This is a genomic window from Pseudomonas sp. PDM16, from assembly GCF_014851865.1.
Taxonomy (GTDB): Bacteria; Pseudomonadota; Gammaproteobacteria; order Pseudomonadales; family Pseudomonadaceae; genus Aquipseudomonas.
The window spans coordinates 289,265-308,049 of record NZ_JACVAM010000005.1 but is presented as its reverse complement, the minus strand read 5'-3'; the positions used below and the strand labels follow the sequence as shown (position 1 = coordinate 308,049).

Below are 18,785 nucleotides of genomic sequence, written 5' to 3'. Positions count from 1 at the left end.
CGGTTACCAGTAGACGACGAGGCGTTTGCTAGCGGAGTCCGGCTCGGCAACGGTCCGGCCCCGTACCACCTCGGTGGTCAGCACCGCACCACTCTCTTCCTGCAGGCGGAACGCCGCACTTTCGCAGCCATGGCTGCTGACCTGAATCGCGCGGGCAGAGGGCTCGCTCACGACCTCGCAGCTCTTGACGATGGTCAGGCTGACGGCCAGCTGCGCGCTCGACTCTCCAGCACGAGCCACACCGGACAGGGTGGACATCAGCGCGAACGACGCAGCAATGACGAGGATTGGTTTGGAATACATACCGACTGCTCTACGGTAAAGACGGCCTATCGAAGCGGGGAATAGTCCATCCGTAGAACATCTATCGCATAAGCATTAAAGCGATAGTGAATAAAGGGTATAGGAGCGAAGCGGTGATATCAATATGGAATCAATTTTTTCCGACGAAGAACATAGCGTCTGGCTTACATGATCATCCACCACCTGCCTTGGCTTGGAGATGCGCGGAACCTGCATCTCAGCCTGGGTCGATCCCTAGAGAACAACCCATGATCACCTGTTCAGCGCTCTCCACAAGCACCTCGATGGGATCGCGGTAACCGCTCAGGTACCAGCAGACGGCCATCTGGTTGATGGCCCCTATGATTCCCATACACACGTACAACTCCGATGAAACGGGCTTCAATCCGCCGTAGAGGCGACTCAGCCCGCTCAGCAGCAGGTTGCAGAAACGCAGATTGTTCTGCTGGTAGAGATTGTCGATGCGCTCGCTGACACCGAGGACTTCGAACAGGACGATTCTCGCCACGGTCGGCTCACGCATCGCGCGGATAAATGTCTCCAGCACCTGGTGTCGATCGGTGTCGGCCCCCGCGTGCTGGATCTGCCGACTGAGCGCCTGTTCGATCTCCCCCATGATCGAGGTGTATGCCGCAGCCAGCAGATCCTCGGTTCCCGAGAAGGATTCGTAGAAGTAACGATCGGTCAGTTTGGCCTCTGCGCACAGATCGCGAACCGTCGTCGCACGGTAGCCCGTCGTTCCGAAAAGACGGATGCCGGCCTGGAGAAACGCTTCACGACGCACCTTGATGCGCTGCTCCGGGGAGATGCCTCTGTATGAGCGCTCGCTCGCATTTCCTTTCGACATCACGATCTCCAAATCTGAGGACATTCAACATCATAACAAACCTATAAGCCCATAAAAAACCTGATAAAAGCAGTTAAACCAAATATCCCCATTAAAATAAACTGACTTCATTTGTCGTCAAAATACTTGACGAGCGTTCTCTTGACCCATAATTTTGACTACAAGCCTCATCACATTAGCAGTTTGCAACAGCTCTCTGTCGACGCGGCGCCAGGATAGAAAAACAAAAGCAACCTGAGGAACAGCCAGCATGAAACACGCATTCCGCCTTCCCCTTCCCCGACCACCAGCGTGCTGCCTGCCGCTGGTCATGCTCGGGCCGATACTCGCGGGGGCCTCTGTCGCTCATGCGCTGGATTTCAGCCTCGCCGACGGAGAGATCACCGGCACCCTCGACAGCACCCTCTCCTACGGCCAGCTCTGGCGGGTGCAGGGTCAGGCGAGGAACAACGACGCCATCAACCAGAATGATGGCAATCGAAATTTCGATACCGGGCTGGCGTCGGAGGTGTTCAAGCTCACCTCCGAGCTCGAAATGAAGTACCAGCACTACGGGGCCTTCGTGCGCGGCACGGCGTTCTACGACACCCAGATCATGGACAAGCGCAGCGACTACCACCACAACCAGGCAGTCAGCGAGCCCAGCCAGAACAGCCCGAAGGACAACAGCTTCACCCATGAGGCCCGACACACGTCCGGTCGCAAGGCGCAGATTCTCGACGCCTACCTGTATGGCTCCTGGGACATCCTCGACCGCCCCATCTCGATCCGCGCCGGCAAGCAGGTCTTCAACTGGGGCGAAGCGCTGTTCTATCGCGGTGTCGGCATTTCCAACCCTATCGACGCACCGAAATACCGGCTTCCGGGCGCGCAGATCAAAGAGGTCGTCGTGCCCGTGGAGGCCCTGAGCTTCAATCTGGGCCTGAGCGACAGCATCAGCATCGATGCGTACTACCAGTTCCGATGGAAGGAAACCGCCATCGACCCGGTCGGCACCTACTACTCCACCACCGACCTGTTCGGTCCCGGCGGCAACAGCGCCTATGCCCAGGTGCCGGAACTGGCTCCAGCCATTGCCGGCTACCAACTCCTCGCCGGCTTGCCGGGAACCGGGCTGGGGCTCGGCCCGCGTGATGCCAGCCGCTATCTGGACGCCAGCAACGGAATCTTCAAGGTCGCCAGCGTGGGCTCCGATGAGCAGGCGCGCAACGGCGGGCAGTTCGGCGTGAGCCTGCACTACATCGCCGAGTCACTGAACTTCACGGACTTTGGCTTCTACTTCGTCAACTACCACACCAAGGAGCCAGTGCAGTCGACCGACTTCAACGGCTATCACGGCATGGACCTGTCCCCCCTGCAGGCGATGCTCGGAGCCGAAGCGGCACAGGCGCTGGCCACGCTGGACCTGGCGCAGAACGCGGTGGTTCGCCGGGCATATGTCGAAGATGTGCGCATGTTCGGCGCCAGCTTCAATACCACCATCAGCGACGCCTCGGTTTTCGGCGAGATCGCCTACCGGCCCAACCTGCCGATTGCGGTAAGTGCGACCAACGATATCGTCGCCGACCTTATCTCCCAGGGCGTTACCGGGGTGTCGAACCTGTACGACCGCTCGCTCCCCGACGACCAGGCATGCGGCCTCATCGCCGGCACCCGGCTGTGCCGGAGCGGCCGTGCCGATAACTATCAGCGCGTGGAAGCGATCAACATCTCTCTGGGCACCCTCTACAACTTCGGTCCGGCGCTCGGCTTCGATTCATTGATCGGCATAGGCGAGATCGCCACCGAACAATTGCACGGCAGCGACCTGACCTATGTGGGATACGGCTCGTTCGCCGTCGAGAGAAAGTTCGCCGGCACCCCGGACCGCGCCGACAACCCCATCGACCGCGAGTCCTACGGCTACACCCTGCGCCTACAGGGCACATGGAGCGACGTTTACGCCGGCGTAAACCTCACGCCATTCCTCGTCCATAGCCATGACTTCAAGGGCAACTCGCACCTGACTGGCAGCTTCATGGAAGGACGCAAGGCCTACAGCGTGGGCTTGCGCGCGGACTATCTGAACAGCCTGGAGGCCGGCGTGCAGTACACCAGCTTCTATGGCGCCGGGCAGAGCAACCTCATCCGCGACCGCGATCACGTCAGCATCGATATCCAGTACGCCTTCTGACCCTACGACAACAATTCGAAACGAGGCCTGTTATGCGCACTCCAACCACGGCGGGTAGACGCGGTCTGCTCGCACTCGCCACCCTTTTGACGCTCGCATGCTCCGCCGTGAGCGCCGCGGCCACCGAGCAGCAGGCCGCACGCCTGGGTGTCGACCTGACTCCCCTGGGCGCTGAAAAGGCCGGCAACGCCGACGGCAGCATTCCATCCTGGGATGGCGGCCTGACCCAGCCTCCGGCTGGATTCACGCCAGGCCGGCATTATCCCGACCCCTTCCCCGACGACAAACCGCTGTTCACCATCACGGCACAGAACCTCGAGCAGTATCGGGAACGACTGACTCCGGGTCAGATTGCACTGTTGCAGGCGTACCCCGCCACACTGAACTACCCGGTCTATCAGACCCGCCGCACTGCAGCAGCGCCCCAGTGGGTCTATGACAACATCCGCAGGAACGCTACCAGCGCTCGCCTGCTGAACGAGGGCAACGGCTTCGCCGACGCCTACGGAGGAATCCCCTTCCCCATGCCCGCCAACGGTGTGGAAGCAGTCTGGAACCATATCGCCCGCTATCGCGGTACCCACCTGAAACGGGTAGTGGCCGAGGCCACGGTGCAGGCCAACGGCACCTATGCCTTGTCCCGACACGACCAGCAGGTGCTCTTCAAATACTACATCCCCGGCGGCAGCTACTCCGGGCTGAAAAACATCATGTTCTACTACTTTGGCGCGGCACTGAGCCCGGCACGCATCGCCGGCCAGGCGTCACTGCTCTACGAAACCCTGGACCAGGTGGCGGAACCGAGGATGGCCTGGGGCTATGTCCCCGGCATGCGACGTGTCAGACGCGCGCCCACGCTATCGCACGATACTCCCGACTCCGGCTCGGATGCCCTGCTGACGGTCGACGACCGGGACATGTTCAACGGCTCGCCCGACCGCTACGACTGGAAACTGCTCGGCAAGCGGGAAATCTACATCCCGTACAACAACTATCAGATATCCAGCCCCAAGCTTCGCTACGCGGAGTTGATCCAGCCAGGGCACCTCAATCCAGAACACACCCGCTTCGAGCTGCATCGCGTCTGGGTAGTCGAAGGGACCCTCAAGAGCTCGGCTCGCCACATCTATTCCAAGCGCACCTTCTACATCGACGAGGACAGCTGGCAGATCGCGCTGGCGGATCGCTACGACGGTCGTGGCGAGCTGTGGCGCGTCTCCATCGGCTACCTGAGCAACTTCTACGACCTGCCTACCATCTGGTCGTCACTGGACGCCTTCCACGACCTGCAGGCGCGCCGCTACGTCGTGCACAAGCTGGAGAACGAGGAGAAGGCCACCATCGACTTCAGCCAGCCAATCCCCTCCGACGACCTGTTCAAGCCCGCTGCCCTGCAGCGCCGTGGAACCCGATGAGCCCCACTGCTGAACCTTCCTTCGAACAAGACAGAGCGATCACGATGCGTGATGAACAACCTCTCTTTGCAGACCGCCTTGCCAGGCGAGTATTCCGTGGCCTCGGGGCACTGCCCCCAGGGCTACAACGCTGGTTGGGCGGCCGCCCGATACGCGTCGACGGGCAAACCCTGCACCCCACAGCCCAGCTGGGCCTGCGAATCCTGAACCGCCTGATCGCGGACACTTTCGAGACGCGCCCGGTGGCCGAGGGCCGCGAGGAGATACGTCGGGAAGCCTGGATCTTCGGCAAGCCGGAAGCGCTGGAACGAGTGGACGACCTGACCATCGACGGCCCCAACGGCGCCATACCGGCACGCTTCTATCAGCCGGATCGCGCTCGCGCAGAAGGCGCGCTGGTGGTGTATTTCCATGGAGGCGGCTGGGTACTGGGTGGCCTGGACTCGGCCGACTCGGTGATCCGCTACCTGGCCAACAGAACCGGCTGCTCCTTCCTGTCCGTCGACTACCGGCTCGCGCCCGAGCACAAGTTCCCGGCGGGCCTGGAAGACTCGCTGGCCGCCTTCGACTATGCCGTGGATCACGCCCAGGAGTTCGGCTGCGATCCACGCCTGGTCGCCGTCGCAGGCGAAAGCGCAGGGGGCAATATCTCGGCGGTGCTGAGCCAGATCACTGCGAAACGTGCCCGAAGCGACCCTCAGTTGCCCGTGCCAGCCTTCCAGATGCTGCTGCAGCCTGTCACGGACCTGTCCCGCAAGCATGCGTCCTACCAGCTGTTCCGCCAGGGCTACTTCCTCACGGAGGCCCAGATGGACTGGTACAAGCAGCACTACCTCCACACCCCCGAGGAGGCGCTCGACCCGAGGGCCTCCCCCCTGCTTGCCAAGAGCCTGGACGGGTTGTGCCCAGCCTATGTCGCGGTATCAGGGTTCGATCCGTTGCGCGATGAAGGCGAGGCTTACGCCCACCGCCTCCAGGAAGCAGGCGTGCAGGTCACACTGCGGCGTTTTTCCGCGCACACCCACGGCATCATCAATGCTACGGGTATCGGCTTCGTCGCCCAGGAAATGCTGCTGGAACTGTCCGGGGCGCTGACGGCACTCATCGCCCAGGCCGCCACCCGACAAGGCCTGGCGACCAGCAGCACCTCGACTGGTGAATCACCACGAACCTGGTGATTCGCGACAGAAAGCTCGCTGCTTCATCTCGATCATGTCATGCGGTCGGGCGACTGCATGGCATGCTCAGCGAACGGTGAAACGCTGCTCCGCCAGCTTGCGATCACCTTGGAAGACCATCAGATGCCACTCACCGGGCACCGCTTCGTGGTGCTCGGTGAACTCGAATGCCATCACGTCCTGCGGTGCATCCACCAGCAACTTCTGCTGCAGTTCGATCTTGTCCTGGCGCTTGCCGTCCGGCCCTACCAGGCCGGGGGTCAGATACAGCAAGGTGAGCGGCTGCTCACTCTCCGTCTTGCCCACCAGCCGATAACGAATACCGAACTTGGTCCCCAGGCGAGCGGGCACCACGTCGGTCTGCTCGATAGGCTGGTTGGCGCGGGTCAGTACACGCTCGCCCGGCTGCGGGTCTTTGATCGGAGCGCTGGTGAACACACCGTACTCGATGGCCCCCTCGACACGCACCTCGGCCATGGCCAGGTTGGAGACCAGGGCCAGGGCCACGGCGGACAGGCTGAACAGTTTCATCTCGCGCTCCTTGTGGAAAGTTGGCGCGAGGCTATGACGCGACGGTTACAGACTGATGACAGTCAGTCGCGCAGTTGAGCCTGCCGCTTACGCGGCAGCACCGAAAGGAAGTTGTCCCGTGCCACCTTGCGTGCCACGTCTTCCGGCAAGGCATCGAGGAATGGCTTGAAGTCTTCCAAGTAGCCACCCAGCCCATCGAAGCGGCCGACCACATCCGAGCCGAGCATGAAACGTGCAGGATAGCTGCTCACCAGCTGCAGCCAGCGCTCGTCCGGCTTGCCATCGGCATCCAGCAGGTAGGGGCGCAACACTGTCCAGGACAGGTCGATGTAGAGGTTCGGATACTCCTCCAGCATCCGTTCCAGCGTGCCGATCAGGAAATCCAGCTTTTCCTGATGGCGGTGGATCTCCATGCTGGTCCCCGCGTGTGCCCAGATGAAACGCACGTGCGGGTGGTTGCGCAGCGGTTCCTCGATCTCCTGCAGATACAGCGGGTTGCGCTCGCGCTTGGAGGTGATGTTGCTGTGCAGCAGTACCGGCAGATCGTATTCGGCGGCCAGGTGGAAAACCCGTGCGAGCGCCTCGTTGTTGGCACGCGGCGTGTCGCCATAGGTCAGCGCGGTGAGATCGTCGTGACGGGTGAAGACCTCGCCGATGCCCTGCCAGAGCCCGGGGTCCAGCTCCAGCATGCGGCGGATATGCGCATCGGCGTTCTTGTCGGCAGGATTGAAACCGCTGAGGAAGGGATGGAAGCGCTCACGCTGCTCCGCCGGCAAACGCTTCACCGCAGCGGCCACCAGCACGTCGGTGGCGCTGTACCAGTAGGCCCCGGCGTCATCGCCAGCGTAGTAACGCGGCCGCTTGGGCTCGTCCTCGTGCCACTTCTTGGCCACCGGAATGCCGCTGATCATCACGTGGTCGATATTGCCGGCGGCCATGGCCTCCAGCAGTGGCGTCATGCCCTCGCTTTCCTGGAAGAAGTCGACGTAGTGCAGGTGGGCATCGCTGTAGCGATAATCGCGGGCTTCAGCTTGCAGGACAAACAGGCTGCAAAATGTGGCGAGCAACAGGCGGCGGTTGGACAACGGCTTCACTCCCTGAGGTATCGAGCAAGGGTAGACCCCCGCCGCCTCGCTGCCGTTCACTGGCGATGATGCGAGCCACGGGCCATCATGAGTCAACCACCCGCCGCGAACCCTGAGCATGCCTATCGCCCGTCTCTCCGCTACCCTCGTCGCGCTGCTCTGCTCACTGCAGCTGGCAGCGGAGACGCTGACCTACCCGCTGCACTCCAATGGCGTCGACCCGGAGGCCTATGTGGTCGAGCTGCTGAGCCGGGCCCTGGCCAAGGGCGGCGGCGATCACCGTCTGCAACCAACGCCGAAGCCCATGCCACAGAGTCGGGCGGAACAATCGCTGGAGCAGAACGACGGCAAGGTCCAGCTAATGTGGACCATGACCACCAAGGCCCGGGAAGAAACCCTGCTACCGGTGCGCATCCCCATCTACAAGGGTCTGATCGGCTGGCGCATCGCGCTGGTCAGACGCGAAGACAAGAACTGGCTGGCCAAGGTGAAGACCCTGTCCGACCTGAGGCCCCTGCGCGTTGGCCAGCGCGCCGACTGGCCCGACACCCGAGTCCTGCGCCACAACGGCCTGCAGGTAATCACCAGCCAGAGCTATGACAGCCTGTTTCGCATGCTCGACGCCGGCCGCTTCGACCTGTTCCCCCGCGAGGCGGTGGTGGTGTGGAACGAGCAGGCCCGTGCCAACCAGGAAGGCCTGGCCCTCGAAGTCGACGAACACATCGCCATCCACTACCCCTCCGCCTTCTACTTCTTCACCTCCCGCGCCCGTGCGGACCTGGCCATCGCGATAGAGCGCGGGCTGGAGGCGATGATCGCGGACGGCAGCTACGAGCAGCTTTTCCAGCAGTATCACGGCGAAACCATCAAGCGCGCGGGCCTGGAACGCCGCACGGTGATCGAGCTGGAGAATCCCGACCTGCCACCGCAGACACCCTTCCAGCGCCAGGAGCTCTGGTATCGGCCGGGTGCACCGCAATAGCGCCCAACGAACCGAGTTGGCGCATCTTTCGAGACACCTCGTTGACGCCGGCCTTGTGACACGCAGCACACAACATGATGGCACCCTGCTTGCACCGCTCCCTCCAGGATCATCAGGGAGATGCACCCATGCTGCAGTTGCTGCGCAAATCCTCGCGACGCGAGCAGGATGAAGAGGCATTCGCCGCCCTCTTCAGCTGCCACGACCTCACTACCCGCCTGCCCGAGCAGCAGCCCTGGATGGGGCGTCTCAACCGCTTCAGCGACGGTCTGCACCGACGCATCCGCACCAGCCTGGGCGCCGCCGTCGGCATCGCCGCCCATGCCCCTCAGTTGGCCAGCATTGCCAGCGCCAACCAGGCCAGCGGGCAGAGCCTGGCGCAATCCTCCGAGCTGATCGCCAGCGCCAGCGAGCAGGTCACCACCACCCTGGACGCCGAGCTGGTGCCCGGTGCCGCCGAAGTCGCACGGCTGTCCGGCGAGGTTGCCGCCACCCTGCGCCAGTGCCAGCAGAGCGGCCAGGCCGTACTTGGCCAGGTGGATGCCATCGGTGCCTGCGAGGCACAGCTGGGCGAGGTCATCGGCAACCTCACCGCACAACTGGAAGAGGTCAGCAAGGTCATCGGCGTGATCGCCAGCATCTCCCAGCAAACCAACCTGCTAGCACTGAACGCCGCCATCGAGGCGGCTCGTGCAGGAGAACATGGCCGCGGCTTCGCCGTGGTCGCCGAGGAGGTGCGCCGCCTGGCCGGCCACACCACCGAGGCCACCGGCCAGGTCGGGCAGATCATCGAGCGCTTCCGCGAGGGCATGGACCAGCTCGGTTCCGCCGGCGAGCGCATGCACCAGGCCGTCGAGGATGGCCGCACCGGCATGCTGCAGGTCGGCAACGGACTGGACAGCACGCGCCAGGCCATGGACCGTCTGGACGAACGGGTCGGCCATATCGCCACCGGCACCGAGCAGATCGGCCAGGCCGTGCGTTCGATCAATGGCGACGTGCAGCAGATCGCCCAGGTCGCCGGCGACCTGCTGGGCAAGGCCGGCCAGGTGCTGCGCCATAGCCAGGCGGTGCGCGAGGATGGCGACCGCCTGCTGGAGGGGCTTGGCGACTTCCGCCTGGAACTGCACCGCTCGGTACAGAGCGGGGTCGAACAGCTGGCCACCGACGCCCGCCTGGCGAGCGACGTGGCAAGCGCCGAACGCCTGCTGGCCGAGACGCTGCAGCGAGATTCACGCTTCGAATTGTTCTATCTGGTCGATGCCAACGGTGTGCAGCTCTCCGAGAATGTCTTCGCCAAGGACGTACCGCACCAGGAAGCCTCTAGCTGTCGCGGTCGCGACTGGAGTCAGAGACCCTGGTTCCGCAGCGTGGCGGACAATCTGCGCAGCCATATCACGCCGGTCTATCGCTCCTCGGCCACAGACGACTTCTGCTTTACCGTGTCGGTGCCCATCCTCGGTACCGATGGCCGTCTACTGCGCGTGCTTGGCGCCGATGTGCGCCTCTCCGTACTGGTCTGAAGATCGCCGCCTGGGCTAGGCTGGAGCCATCCAACCTAGCCTGGGAGCCACCATGATCCGCATCAGCACCGAGTCCGGCCTGCGCCACAGCATCGAGATCGGCGAGCACCTGCTGCACACCGACGTGCCCGAGTCCTTCGGCGGCAACGCCTCCGGCCCGGAGCCGCACGACCTGTTCGACGCCGCCCTGGGCGCCTGCAAGGCCCTGACCCTGATGCTCTACGCCAAGCAGCGCGGCCTGCCGCTGGAAAGCCTGGACGTGCGCGTGGCGCGCGATGACAGCCAGGAGCGCCAGGGCACCTACCGCCTGGCCGTGGAGCTAGACCTGCACGGCGAACTGGATGACGAGCAGCGCCAGCAGCTGTTGCGCATCGCCGACAAGTGTCCGATTCACAAGCTGATGACCAGCGTCGAGGTGCAGGTGGAAACCCGCCTGGGCGACGGCGCATGAGCGAGCCGCTGCTGATCCGCCCGAAGGCCGAAGACATCTCCGGGCAACCGATCCTGCGCCCGCTGCCTTCGGCCAAGTGCCGCAGCGTAGGGCCGTTCGTGTTCTTCGACCACATGCTGGAAAAGGCCTATGCGCCTGGCAGCGGCATGAACATCGACCAGCACCCGCATATCGGCCTGTCCACCCTTACCTACCTGTTCGAGGGCGAGCTGCAACACAAGGACAGCCTGGGTTCGGACCAGTTGGTGCAGCCCGGCGACGTCAGCTGGATGATCGCCGGCCGCGCCGTCGCCCATGTCGAGCGCACTCCGCAACACCTGTGGCAAGGCGGTTCGCGCCTGCACGGCCTGCAGGTGTGGCTGGCCCTGCCGCAAGCGCTGGAGGAAGGCGAGCCGAGTTACAGCCACCATACGGCTGCCAGCCTGCCACGCAGCGAGGCCATGGGCGTGCAGATCACCCTGATCGCCGGCAGCGGCTTCTGCCTGGAGTCGCCGGTGCCCATGCACTCGCCGACCCTGTACGCCGAACTGAAACTCGCCGCTGGCGCCAGCCTGCTGATCCCCGCCGAACACCGCGAGCGCGCGCTGTACCTGATCGACGGCGAGGCCAAGCTGGAAGACGATGAGTTGCCGCTGCGCAGCCTCGCCGTCCTGCCGGAAGGTGAAGAGCTGCTGCTCAGCGCCTGCGGCGAGAGTCACTTGGCACTGATCGGCGGCGAGCCGTTGGGGCCACGGCGCATGTACTGGAACTTCGTCGCCAGCGAAGCCGCGTTGCTGGAGAAGGCCAAGCAGAACTGGGCAGCCTGGGACTGGCCGAGAGTGCCAGGAGAAAGCGCGCGAATTGAACTGCCGGGAAACCGCTGAACACCATGGCTCGGGTACTGAGCCAGGTGATTTGACGCGCCACCTACGCCTTGCTGCGTGAAAGGCTGCGTTGCGGGGGCCGGCGTTTACTCGGCGATGGTGCGTCCGAGGCCGGCGGGTACGCCGCTGTTGTCGGTGGGCTGCCAGGGGCCGTTCGGGCTGCTGGCCCAGTTCCAGCCACGGTCCCAGCGGTAGTAGACCCGTTCGCGGTAATACAGGCGAGTGCTGCCCTGGATCACGTATACCCCCAGCGCCGGGTCCCAGTAGGCATTGCCACCGGGGGGCGGCGCATAGCGCGGATGGCTCTGCTGCGATTGTGCAGGCTCTCTCCCCTTGGGTGTGACACCGGGTTGCAGGGCACAGCCGCTCAGCGCGAGCAGCACGGTGAGGGATACCAGCGACTTGTTCATTGCGCCTGCTCCGGGGTGTCGATCAGCAGCTGCTGGGACTCTGTCGTGCTGCTGGCGATGGGTTTGCCGCTGCCGATCCATTCTCCCTTGGTCGCCACGCCACTGCGCGAGATGCGTGCCACCAGTTGAACCTGCGGGAAGCTGGAGAGTTTCATCTGCTCCATCATTGCGTCCTTGTCGCTCAACTCGACCGTGACCGGCAGATCGGCCACGGTGAGTCGCTTGGCGGCTAGCGGCATGGGCGGACCGGAGGCCGCGCGGGCGAAGACGAATACGCTATCGCCCGGCTGCACCTTCGCCTTGACCTCGGGGGCCAGATCGACGGTGACACGAATGACCGCCCTGGACTTGTTCACCACCTCGCCCGGCACCGGCTGGCCCGCCGCCTCCAGCTGCTCGCGCGCACGATCGATGCCAATCTGGATCGAGTCACGGGCCGGGTCTTCCGCGGGCATCTGCGCCGCCAGGCGCTGCCAGTAGTCGATGGCATCGGCGAAACGCTTTTCCTCGAAGGCTGCGATACCCAGCAGGCCAAGGCTGGTGGACTCGTTGGGATCGGCCTTCAGTGCCTCGTCGGTGAGCGCCTGCATCTGCGTACTCCACTGCTTGTCGGCAGCGAAGTACAGGGCCTGGGCCCACAGGCCGAGCAGCTCGGGCGCTCGGCCGGCAGCCCGCACCGCGTGCTCGTAGGCCATGGCGGACTTGCCGGCCTCGCCATTACCCATGTAGATACGGCCGAGGTAATACCAGGCCTCGGCGGAATCCGGGTTGTCCTTCACCGCGTGTTCCAGGCGCGCGGTCATCTGCCCGATGCTGGGCTGGTCCTGCAGCGACGCCAACTCCTGGCTGGCGCCCCAGTGCCAGTACAGGCCGAACGCCAGGCCCGGCACAGCCAGGGCAATCAGCAGCGGCAGCGCCTTGCCCAGGCGATGGCCACGGCCATTGCCGGTGCCTTCGGTGTCGGCCAGCAGCTCACGTCCTGCTTCGGCCTGGCCGGCATCGAACTGCTCGGCTGTCAGGGTGCCGGCATCGCGCTGCACGGTGAGTTCGGCCAGGCGCTCCTGATACAGGGCAACGTTGAGTGCGGTGCGATCCTCCTCGGCCTGGGCACGACGGCCGCGCAGCAGCGGGATCAGCAGAAAAGCCGTGCCGACCAGCAGCAACAGGCCGACGGCGAGCCAGAATTCGATCATCAGTCTTGGGTATCCCGGTTTTCTTTCAGCAGAGCGTCCAAGCGCTCACGTTCGGTGGAGCTCAGAGCCACCCGCTCGGGCGCCCTCTCCACCTTGCGGCGGCGCAGCACCAGCACGCAGAGCCCGATGGCACCCAGGCCCAGCAGGCCGAAGGGGCCGTACCAGAGCAGCCAGGTGCGGCTGTCCAGCGGCGGCTTGTACATCACGAAATCGCCGTAGCGCATGACCAGGAAATCGACAATCTCCTTGTCGCTGCGGCCCTCCTCCAGCATGCGGAAGATCTCGCGGCGCAGGTCGGTGGCAATCGGCGCGTTGGAGTCTGCGATGTTCTGGTTCTGACACTTGGGGCAGCGCAGCTCTTCAGTGAGGCCACGGAAACGCTCGCGCTCGACCTCGTCCTTGAACTGGTAGGTATCGATGGCGGCACGGGCCACACCGATCAGGCTCAGCCCCAGCAGGCAGGCGATCAGCAGTCGTTTCACGGCTTCTCCTCCAGCAGGGCCTGGTAGCGCGGCGCCAGCTCTTCGCGCCAGACGCGCTCATCGATGGCACCGACGTATTTGTGGCGAATGATGCCCTGGGCATCGATCAGGAACGTTTCCGGCGCACCATAGACGCCCAGGTTGATGCCGAGCGAGCCCTGCGGATCAGCAACGTTGATTTGGTACGGGTCGAGGTAGTCCTTCAACCACTTGCGCGCAGCTTCGCTGTCATCCTTGTAGTTGACCCCATGGATCACCACGCCGGCTTCGGCCAGGCGGTTGAGCATATGGTGTTCGGCCTTGCAGGTCGGGCACCAGGTGGCCCAGACGTTGACCAGCGCCGGCCCCTTGAGGTCTTTCTCGGTAATCAGGCGCTGCTCGCTCTTCAGGTCCGGCAGGCTGAAGGCCGGCAGCGGCTTGTCGATCAGCGCCGAGGGTAGCTCCTGCGGATTGAGGAACAGCCCGCGGTAGAGAAACACCGCCATGGCCAGGAACAGCGCTAGCGGCAGCAGCAGGATCAGGCGCTTCATGCGGTGACCTCCTTCATGCCCAATACGTCACGCACACGGGTGCGGACCTTGACCCGGTAACGCGGGTCGAAGGCCGCGAGCAGCCCGCCGAGGCCCATCATCAGGCCGCCGAGCCAGATCCAGCGCACATAAGGCTTGATGTGCACGCGGACGGCCCAGGCGCCATCCTCCAACGGCTCGCCCAAGGCGACGTAAAGGTCACGGGTGAAACCGGCATCGATGCCCGCCTCTGTCATCGGCATCTGCTGCACGGTATACAGGCGCTTCTCCGGATGCAGCACAGCGATCTCCTCGCCGTCCTCCAGTACACGCACAGTGCCCTTATCCGACGTGAAGTTGGGCCCCTCGAAGTGCTGCGCACCCTCGAAGACGAACAGGTAGCCACCCAGCTCCAGCGACTCGCCCGGCGCCAGGCGCAGGTCACGCTCGGCGCTGCCGTGGCTGACCAGCACCACGCCCACCGCGCACACGGCGATGCCGAGGTGCGCCAACTGCATGCCCCAGTAGCTGCTGGAGAGGCTGCGCATGCCCTTGATCAGGCCCTTGTGGCGGCATTTGTCGGCAAGATCGCGCAGGCAGCCCAGCAATACCCAGAAGCCGAGCAGGAATACAGCCAGTACGCTCCAGTGGAAGTCACCGAACAGCCAACTGGCGAGGAAACCCAGCACCACGGCGCCGATCAGCACCGGGGTGAGCATTCCGGTCAGCCACCTCACCGGGGTGTCTTTCCAGCGCACCAGCACGCCGACCGCCAGCACCAGCATCAGCAGCGCCATCAGCGGCACGAACAGGGCGTTGAAGTACGGCGGGCCGACCGACAGCTTGGCGCCGGACAGCGCGTCCAGTACCAGCGGGTACAAGGTGCCGAGCAAGATCATCGAGGCAGCCACCACCAGCACCAGGTTGTTGGCCAGCAGGAAGGTCTCGCGTGACCACAGGGCAAAACCGACCTGGCTCTTGACCACAGGCGCGCGCATGGCAAAAAGCGCCAGCGAGCTGCCAACCACGATCAGCAGGAACACCAGGATGAACACCCCGCGCTCCGGATCGTTGGCGAAGGCGTGTACAGAGGTGAGCACCCCGGATCGGACCAGGAAGGTGCCGAGCAGACTCAGGGAGAAGGCGGCGATGGCCAGCAGCACGGTCCAGCTCTTGAAGACGCCGCGCTTCTCGGTCACGGCCAGCGAATGGATCAAGGCGGTGCCGACCAGCCAGGGCATGAACGAGGCGTTCTCCACCGGGTCCCAGAACCACCAGCCACCCCAGCCCAGTTCGTAGTAGGCCCACCAGGAGCCGAGGGCGATGCCGACACCGAGAAACGCCCAGGCGACGATGGTCCAGGGGCGCGACCAGCGCGCCCAGGCAGCATCCAGCTTGCCGCCCAGCAGCGCGGCGATGGCGAAGGCGAAGGCCACCGAGAAACCGACGTAGCCCATGTACAGCATCGGCGGGTGGACAATCAGACCGAAGTCCTGCAGCAGCGGGTTGAGGTCGCGACCATCCATCGGCGTGTTTACCAGCAACCGCTCGAAGGGGTTGGAAGTAACGATCAGGAACAGTAGGAAGCCGACGCTGATCATGCCCATCACGGCCAACACACGGGCCAGCATCACTTCCGGCAACTGACGGGAGAAGATCGCCACGGCGAAGGTCCAGCCACCGAGGATCAGCGCCCATAGCAGCAGCGAGCCTTCATGCGCGCCCCACACGGCGCTGAACTTGTAGTACCAGGGCAAGGCACTGTTGGAGTTGCTGGCCACGTAGGCGACGGAGAAGTCGTCAGCCATGAAGGCCCAGGTCAGGCAGGCGAAAGAGAACGCCAGCATGGCGAACTGGCCCCAGGCTGCCGGTTGGGCCAGGCCCATCCATTGGCGGTCGCCCTGCCAGGCGCCGATCAGCGGCAGAGTCGCCTGCACCACGGCCAGACACAGGGCAAGAATCAGAGCGACATGGCCCAGTTCCGGAATAATCAAGGCGGCGTTCATTGTTTGGCCTCACCCTCGGCAGGTAGCTTGCCGCTGTCCTTCAGGGCCTTGGTGACTTCCGGCGGCATGTAGTTCTCGTCGTGCTTGGCCAGCACCTCGTCGGCGACCAGCACGCCTTCAGCGTTGAGCTTGCCTAGGGCGACGATGCCCTGCTCCTCGCGGAACAGGTCCGGCAGGATGCCGCGGTAGCGGATGGTCACGTTCTTGGCGAAGTCGGTAACCACGAATTCGACATCCAGCGAGTCGGCGGAACGCTTGACCGAACCCTTGGCAACCATGCCACCGGCACGAATGCGGGTGTCCTGCGGCGCCTCACCATTGGCGATCTGAGTCGGGGTGTAGAACAGGTTGATGTTCTCCTGCAGCGCGCTGAGGGCCAGGGCCACGGCGGCAGAGACGCCGACCAGGATGGCCAGGACGATGTACAGGCGTTTCTTGCGGACTGCGTTCACTGTTGTTTCTCCCGGCGCAAACGGCGCGCCTCGTCTTGCAGGTAACGCCGGCGCGCCAGAATCGGCAGCACGACGTTGAGGGCCAGCACTGCCAGGCTGATGCCATAGGCCGACCACACGTAGGCGCCATGGCTACCCATGGCGAGGAATTCGGAGAAAGAGGCAAAGCTCATGCCCTACCCTCCACCAGACGGCCGATCTCGGCCTTCACCCAGCTGCTGCGGGCCTCGCGTTTGAGCACTTCGGTACGCATGCGATAAAGCAGTACCGCGCCGAGGAAGCAGTAGAAGCCAAGCACGCACAGCAGCAACGGCAGCCACATCTCGACGTTCATGCTGGCCTTGCCAGTGACCTTGAAGGTGGCCGGCTGGTGCAGGGTGTTCCACCACTCCACCGACTTCTGGATGATCGGGATATTCACCGCGCCGACCAACGCCAGCACCGCGCAGGCCTTGGCCGCGCTATCGCGATTGGAGATGGCGTTGCCCAGGGCGATGACCCCGAAATAGAGAAATAGCAGGATCAGCATTGAAGTCAGACGCGCGTCCCAGATCCAGTAGGTTCCCCAGGTCGGTTTGCCCCAGATAGCACCTGTGATCAGCGCGACGAAGCACAGCCAGGCGCCGATCGGCGCGGCCTGCTGCAGGGCCACGTCGGCCAGCTTCATCTTCCACACCAGCCCGACCACGCCGGCCACCGCCATCATCAGGTAGCAGGACTGGGCCAGGAACGCCGCCGGCACATGGATGTAAATGATCCGGTAGCTGTTGCCCTGGTACTTCTCGGGTGGCGCGAAGGCCAGGCCCCAGACGATACCGACGGCCAGCAGCACGACGGCTGCCACGGCCAGCCAGGGCAGCCAACGGCCGCTGCGCTCATAGAACCACTTGGGCGAACCCCACTGGTGAAACCAGGTCCATCTCATCACGGTGACTCTTTAGTTATTCGCCGACGCTGATTCGCAGTCCGGCGCCGATTGCAAAGGGTGTCAGGGTGACCGCCAGGGCGGTCAGGCTGGCTAGCCACAATAAGTGACCAGCCGCCGGCAATCCTTGCAGGGCCGCCTGCATCGCTCCCGTGCCGAGAATCAGCACCGGGATGTACAGCGGCAAGATCAACAGCGCCAGCAACAGCCCGCCGCGCTTGAGGCCGACGGTCAGCGCCGCCCCCACTGCGCCGAGCAGGCTCAGCACCGGGGTGCCGAGCAGCAGCGACGCCAGCAGCACCGGCAGGCAGCGCCCGGGCAAACCGAGCATCAGGGCCAGCAGCGGCGCCAGTAGCACCAGGGCCAACCCTGAGAACAGCCAGTGTGCCAGCACCTTGGCCAGGACCAGAAGAGGCAGCGGGTGCGACGAAAGGACCCACTGCTCCAGCGAACCATCCTCGAAATCACTGCGGAAAAGCCCGTCCAGCGAGAGCAGCACGGCCAATAGTGCCGCCACCCAGATCAGTCCGGGCGACAAGGTCTGTAACAGATTGGTCTCGGGACCGACCGCCAGCGGGAACAGGGCAATGACGATGGCGAAGAATACCAGCGGGTTGGCCAGTTCGGCCGGGCGCCGGAACAGCAGGCGCGCTTCACGGGACAGCAGCAGGAGGAATACGTTGTTCATGCGGCGCGGCGCCCCAGATCCAGCTCACGATAACCGCTCGGCTTCTCGCTAAGGGTGTGGTGAGTGGTCATCACGACTACGCCACCCTGTTCGCAGTGCTTCGCCAGATGAGCTTCGAGCTGTGCCACGCCCTGCTTGTCCAGGGCGGTGAAGGGCTCATCGAGTATCCACAGCGGCGGCGCATCCAGATACAAACGCGCCAGGCCCACGCGGCGCTGCTGGCCGGCGGACAGGGTGTGACAGGGAACATCCTCGAAGCCACGCAGACCGACCGCTTCCAGCGCCTTCCAGATCGCCTCGCGCTCGGCTGGCTGATGTAGCGCACAGAGCCAGGCCAGATTCTCTTCGGCGGTGAGCAGGCCCTTGATGCCGGCGGCGTGACCGATCCACAGCAGGCTGCGGCCCAGTTCACCATGCTGGCGGGCCAGCGGCTTGCCGTTCAACAGTATCTCGCCAGCGGTCGGTTGCATCAGACCGGCCAGCAGCCGCAACAGGCTAGTCTTGCCGCTCCCGTTAGGTCCGGCCACCTGCAACATGGTGCCCCCCGAGAGGTCCAACTCCAGGCCTTCGAACAGCAGGCGCCAGTCCCGCTCACAGGCAAGGGCAACGGCTTGGAGTCGTGGACTGATCACTGCATGGCTTCCCGAAGGGGTTCAAGTCAGAGGGGGGCCGGCCGCTATACTGTGGCAAGTTGACCATACAGCCAGCCCGAACGGGGCGGCATTATACATGCCGGACTTCCCCCTCCGAAGCCGGCTTTTTGACAGGG

General features: G+C 64.1%; 20 protein-coding genes and 1 pseudogene. 7 read left to right on the top strand and 14 right to left on the bottom strand.

The features are described from left to right. Positions 1–3: 3 nt before the first annotated feature. Positions 4–303, bottom strand: coding sequence for a hypothetical protein (locus IB234_RS18585; protein ID WP_192320690.1), 300 nt, complete (start codon positions 301–303; stop codon positions 4–6). A gap of 217 nt (positions 304–520) precedes the next feature. Beyond that, complete coding sequence (locus IB234_RS18580; protein ID WP_192320688.1) at positions 521–1,174, bottom strand: TetR/AcrR family transcriptional regulator; 654 nt, start codon at positions 1,172–1,174, stop codon at positions 521–523. Positions 1,175–1,400: 226 nt separating this feature from the next. Between IB234_RS18580 and IB234_RS18575 the strand changes: the two genes are divergently transcribed. The 3 genes from IB234_RS18575 to IB234_RS18565 are packed head-to-tail and all read left to right on the top strand — an operon-like array spanning position 1,401 to position 5,916. Then, positions 1,401–3,323 (top strand): DUF1302 domain-containing protein, encoded by a 1,923-nt coding sequence (locus IB234_RS18575; RefSeq protein WP_225580674.1) that lies wholly within the window; start codon positions 1,401–1,403, stop codon positions 3,321–3,323. Positions 3,324–3,355: 32 nt separating this feature from the next. Further along, positions 3,356–4,738, top strand: a complete 1,383-nt coding sequence (locus IB234_RS18570; RefSeq protein ID WP_192320686.1) for a DUF1329 domain-containing protein — start codon at positions 3,356–3,358, stop codon at positions 4,736–4,738. A 44-nt stretch (positions 4,739–4,782) separates the two neighbouring features. Further along, a complete protein-coding gene (locus IB234_RS18565; protein ID WP_192320684.1) occupies positions 4,783–5,916 on the top strand; it encodes an alpha/beta hydrolase in 1,134 nt (377 codons plus the stop codon). 66 nt (positions 5,917–5,982) lie between these two features. Here the strand turns inward: IB234_RS18565 and IB234_RS18560 are convergent, their stop codons facing one another. Then, positions 5,983–6,447 carry a DUF3859 domain-containing protein gene (locus IB234_RS18560; protein WP_192320682.1) on the bottom strand — a complete coding sequence of 155 codons (465 nt, stop codon included), beginning with the start codon at positions 6,445–6,447 and terminating at the stop codon, positions 5,983–5,985. Between the two features lie 62 nt (positions 6,448–6,509). After that, the gene (locus tag IB234_RS18555; protein WP_225580673.1) at positions 6,510–7,532 is read right to left on the bottom strand and encodes an amidohydrolase family protein; all 1,023 of its coding nucleotides are present in this window, start codon (positions 7,530–7,532) and stop codon (positions 6,510–6,512) included. 118 nt (positions 7,533–7,650) lie between these two features. Between IB234_RS18555 and IB234_RS18550 the strand changes: the two genes are divergently transcribed. The 4 genes and pseudogenes from IB234_RS18550 to IB234_RS18535 all read left to right on the top strand — a co-directional run bounded on the left by IB234_RS18550 (position 7,651) and on the right by IB234_RS18535 (position 11,351). Beyond that, entirely contained in the window at positions 7,651–8,514 is an 864-nt protein-coding gene (locus IB234_RS18550; protein WP_192320678.1) for a substrate-binding periplasmic protein, read from the top strand. Between the two features lie 617 nt (positions 8,515–9,131). Beyond that, positions 9,132–10,037, top strand: a pseudogene (locus IB234_RS24460) (methyl-accepting chemotaxis protein); the annotation flags it as partial. Positions 10,038–10,089: 52 nt separating this feature from the next. After that, complete coding sequence (locus tag IB234_RS18540; protein WP_192320674.1) at positions 10,090–10,488, top strand: OsmC family protein; 399 nt, start codon at positions 10,090–10,092, stop codon at positions 10,486–10,488. Next, positions 10,485–11,351 carry a pirin family protein gene (locus IB234_RS18535; protein WP_192320672.1) on the top strand — a complete coding sequence of 289 codons (867 nt, stop codon included), beginning with the start codon at positions 10,485–10,487 and terminating at the stop codon, positions 11,349–11,351. Before IB234_RS18540 ends, IB234_RS18535 begins: the two co-directional genes overlap by 4 nt. Before the next feature lie 86 nt (positions 11,352–11,437). On the opposite strand, the gene IB234_RS18530 is transcribed toward IB234_RS18535, so the two are convergent. From IB234_RS18530 to ccmA, 10 genes are read right to left on the bottom strand one after another with little or no spacing between them, the layout of a single operon-like run. Further along, entirely contained in the window at positions 11,438–11,761 is a 324-nt protein-coding gene (locus tag IB234_RS18530; RefSeq protein WP_192320670.1) for a hypothetical protein, read from the bottom strand. Further along, positions 11,758–12,954, bottom strand: coding sequence for a c-type cytochrome biogenesis protein CcmI (gene ccmI / locus IB234_RS18525; protein ID WP_192320667.1), 1,197 nt, complete (start codon positions 12,952–12,954; stop codon positions 11,758–11,760). Before ccmI ends, IB234_RS18530 begins: the two co-directional genes overlap by 4 nt. Next, positions 12,954–13,436: a cytochrome c-type biogenesis protein gene (locus IB234_RS18520; protein WP_192320665.1), complete on the bottom strand. Its 483-nt coding sequence runs from the start codon at positions 13,434–13,436 to the stop codon at positions 12,954–12,956. The genes ccmI and IB234_RS18520 overlap by 1 nt, the downstream gene beginning before the upstream one ends. Beyond that, positions 13,433–13,966: a DsbE family thiol:disulfide interchange protein gene (locus IB234_RS18515; RefSeq protein ID WP_192320663.1), complete on the bottom strand. Its 534-nt coding sequence runs from the start codon at positions 13,964–13,966 to the stop codon at positions 13,433–13,435. The genes IB234_RS18520 and IB234_RS18515 overlap by 4 nt, the downstream gene beginning before the upstream one ends. Continuing rightward, positions 13,963–15,936, bottom strand: a complete 1,974-nt coding sequence (locus tag IB234_RS18510) for a heme lyase CcmF/NrfE family subunit (RefSeq protein ID WP_192321018.1) — start codon at positions 15,934–15,936, stop codon at positions 13,963–13,965. The genes IB234_RS18515 and IB234_RS18510 overlap by 4 nt, the downstream gene beginning before the upstream one ends. 11 nt (positions 15,937–15,947) lie before the next feature. Next, on the bottom strand, positions 15,948–16,403 hold the full coding sequence (gene ccmE / locus IB234_RS18505) for a cytochrome c maturation protein CcmE (protein ID WP_192320661.1): 456 nt from the start codon (positions 16,401–16,403) through the stop codon (positions 15,948–15,950). Next, on the bottom strand, positions 16,400–16,576 hold the full coding sequence (gene ccmD / locus IB234_RS18500; RefSeq protein ID WP_192320659.1) for a heme exporter protein CcmD: 177 nt from the start codon (positions 16,574–16,576) through the stop codon (positions 16,400–16,402). Before ccmD ends, ccmE begins: the two co-directional genes overlap by 4 nt. Further along, on the bottom strand, positions 16,573–17,331 hold the full coding sequence (locus IB234_RS18495; protein ID WP_192320657.1) for a heme ABC transporter permease: 759 nt from the start codon (positions 17,329–17,331) through the stop codon (positions 16,573–16,575). The genes ccmD and IB234_RS18495 overlap by 4 nt, the downstream gene beginning before the upstream one ends. A gap of 13 nt (positions 17,332–17,344) precedes the next feature. After that, positions 17,345–18,016, bottom strand: coding sequence for a heme exporter protein CcmB (ccmB, locus tag IB234_RS18490; protein ID WP_192320655.1), 672 nt, complete (start codon positions 18,014–18,016; stop codon positions 17,345–17,347). Further along, the gene (ccmA, locus tag IB234_RS18485) at positions 18,013–18,648 is read right to left on the bottom strand and encodes a cytochrome c biogenesis heme-transporting ATPase CcmA (protein WP_192320653.1); all 636 of its coding nucleotides are present in this window, start codon (positions 18,646–18,648) and stop codon (positions 18,013–18,015) included. The genes ccmB and ccmA overlap by 4 nt, the downstream gene beginning before the upstream one ends. Positions 18,649–18,785 lie beyond the last annotated feature (137 nt).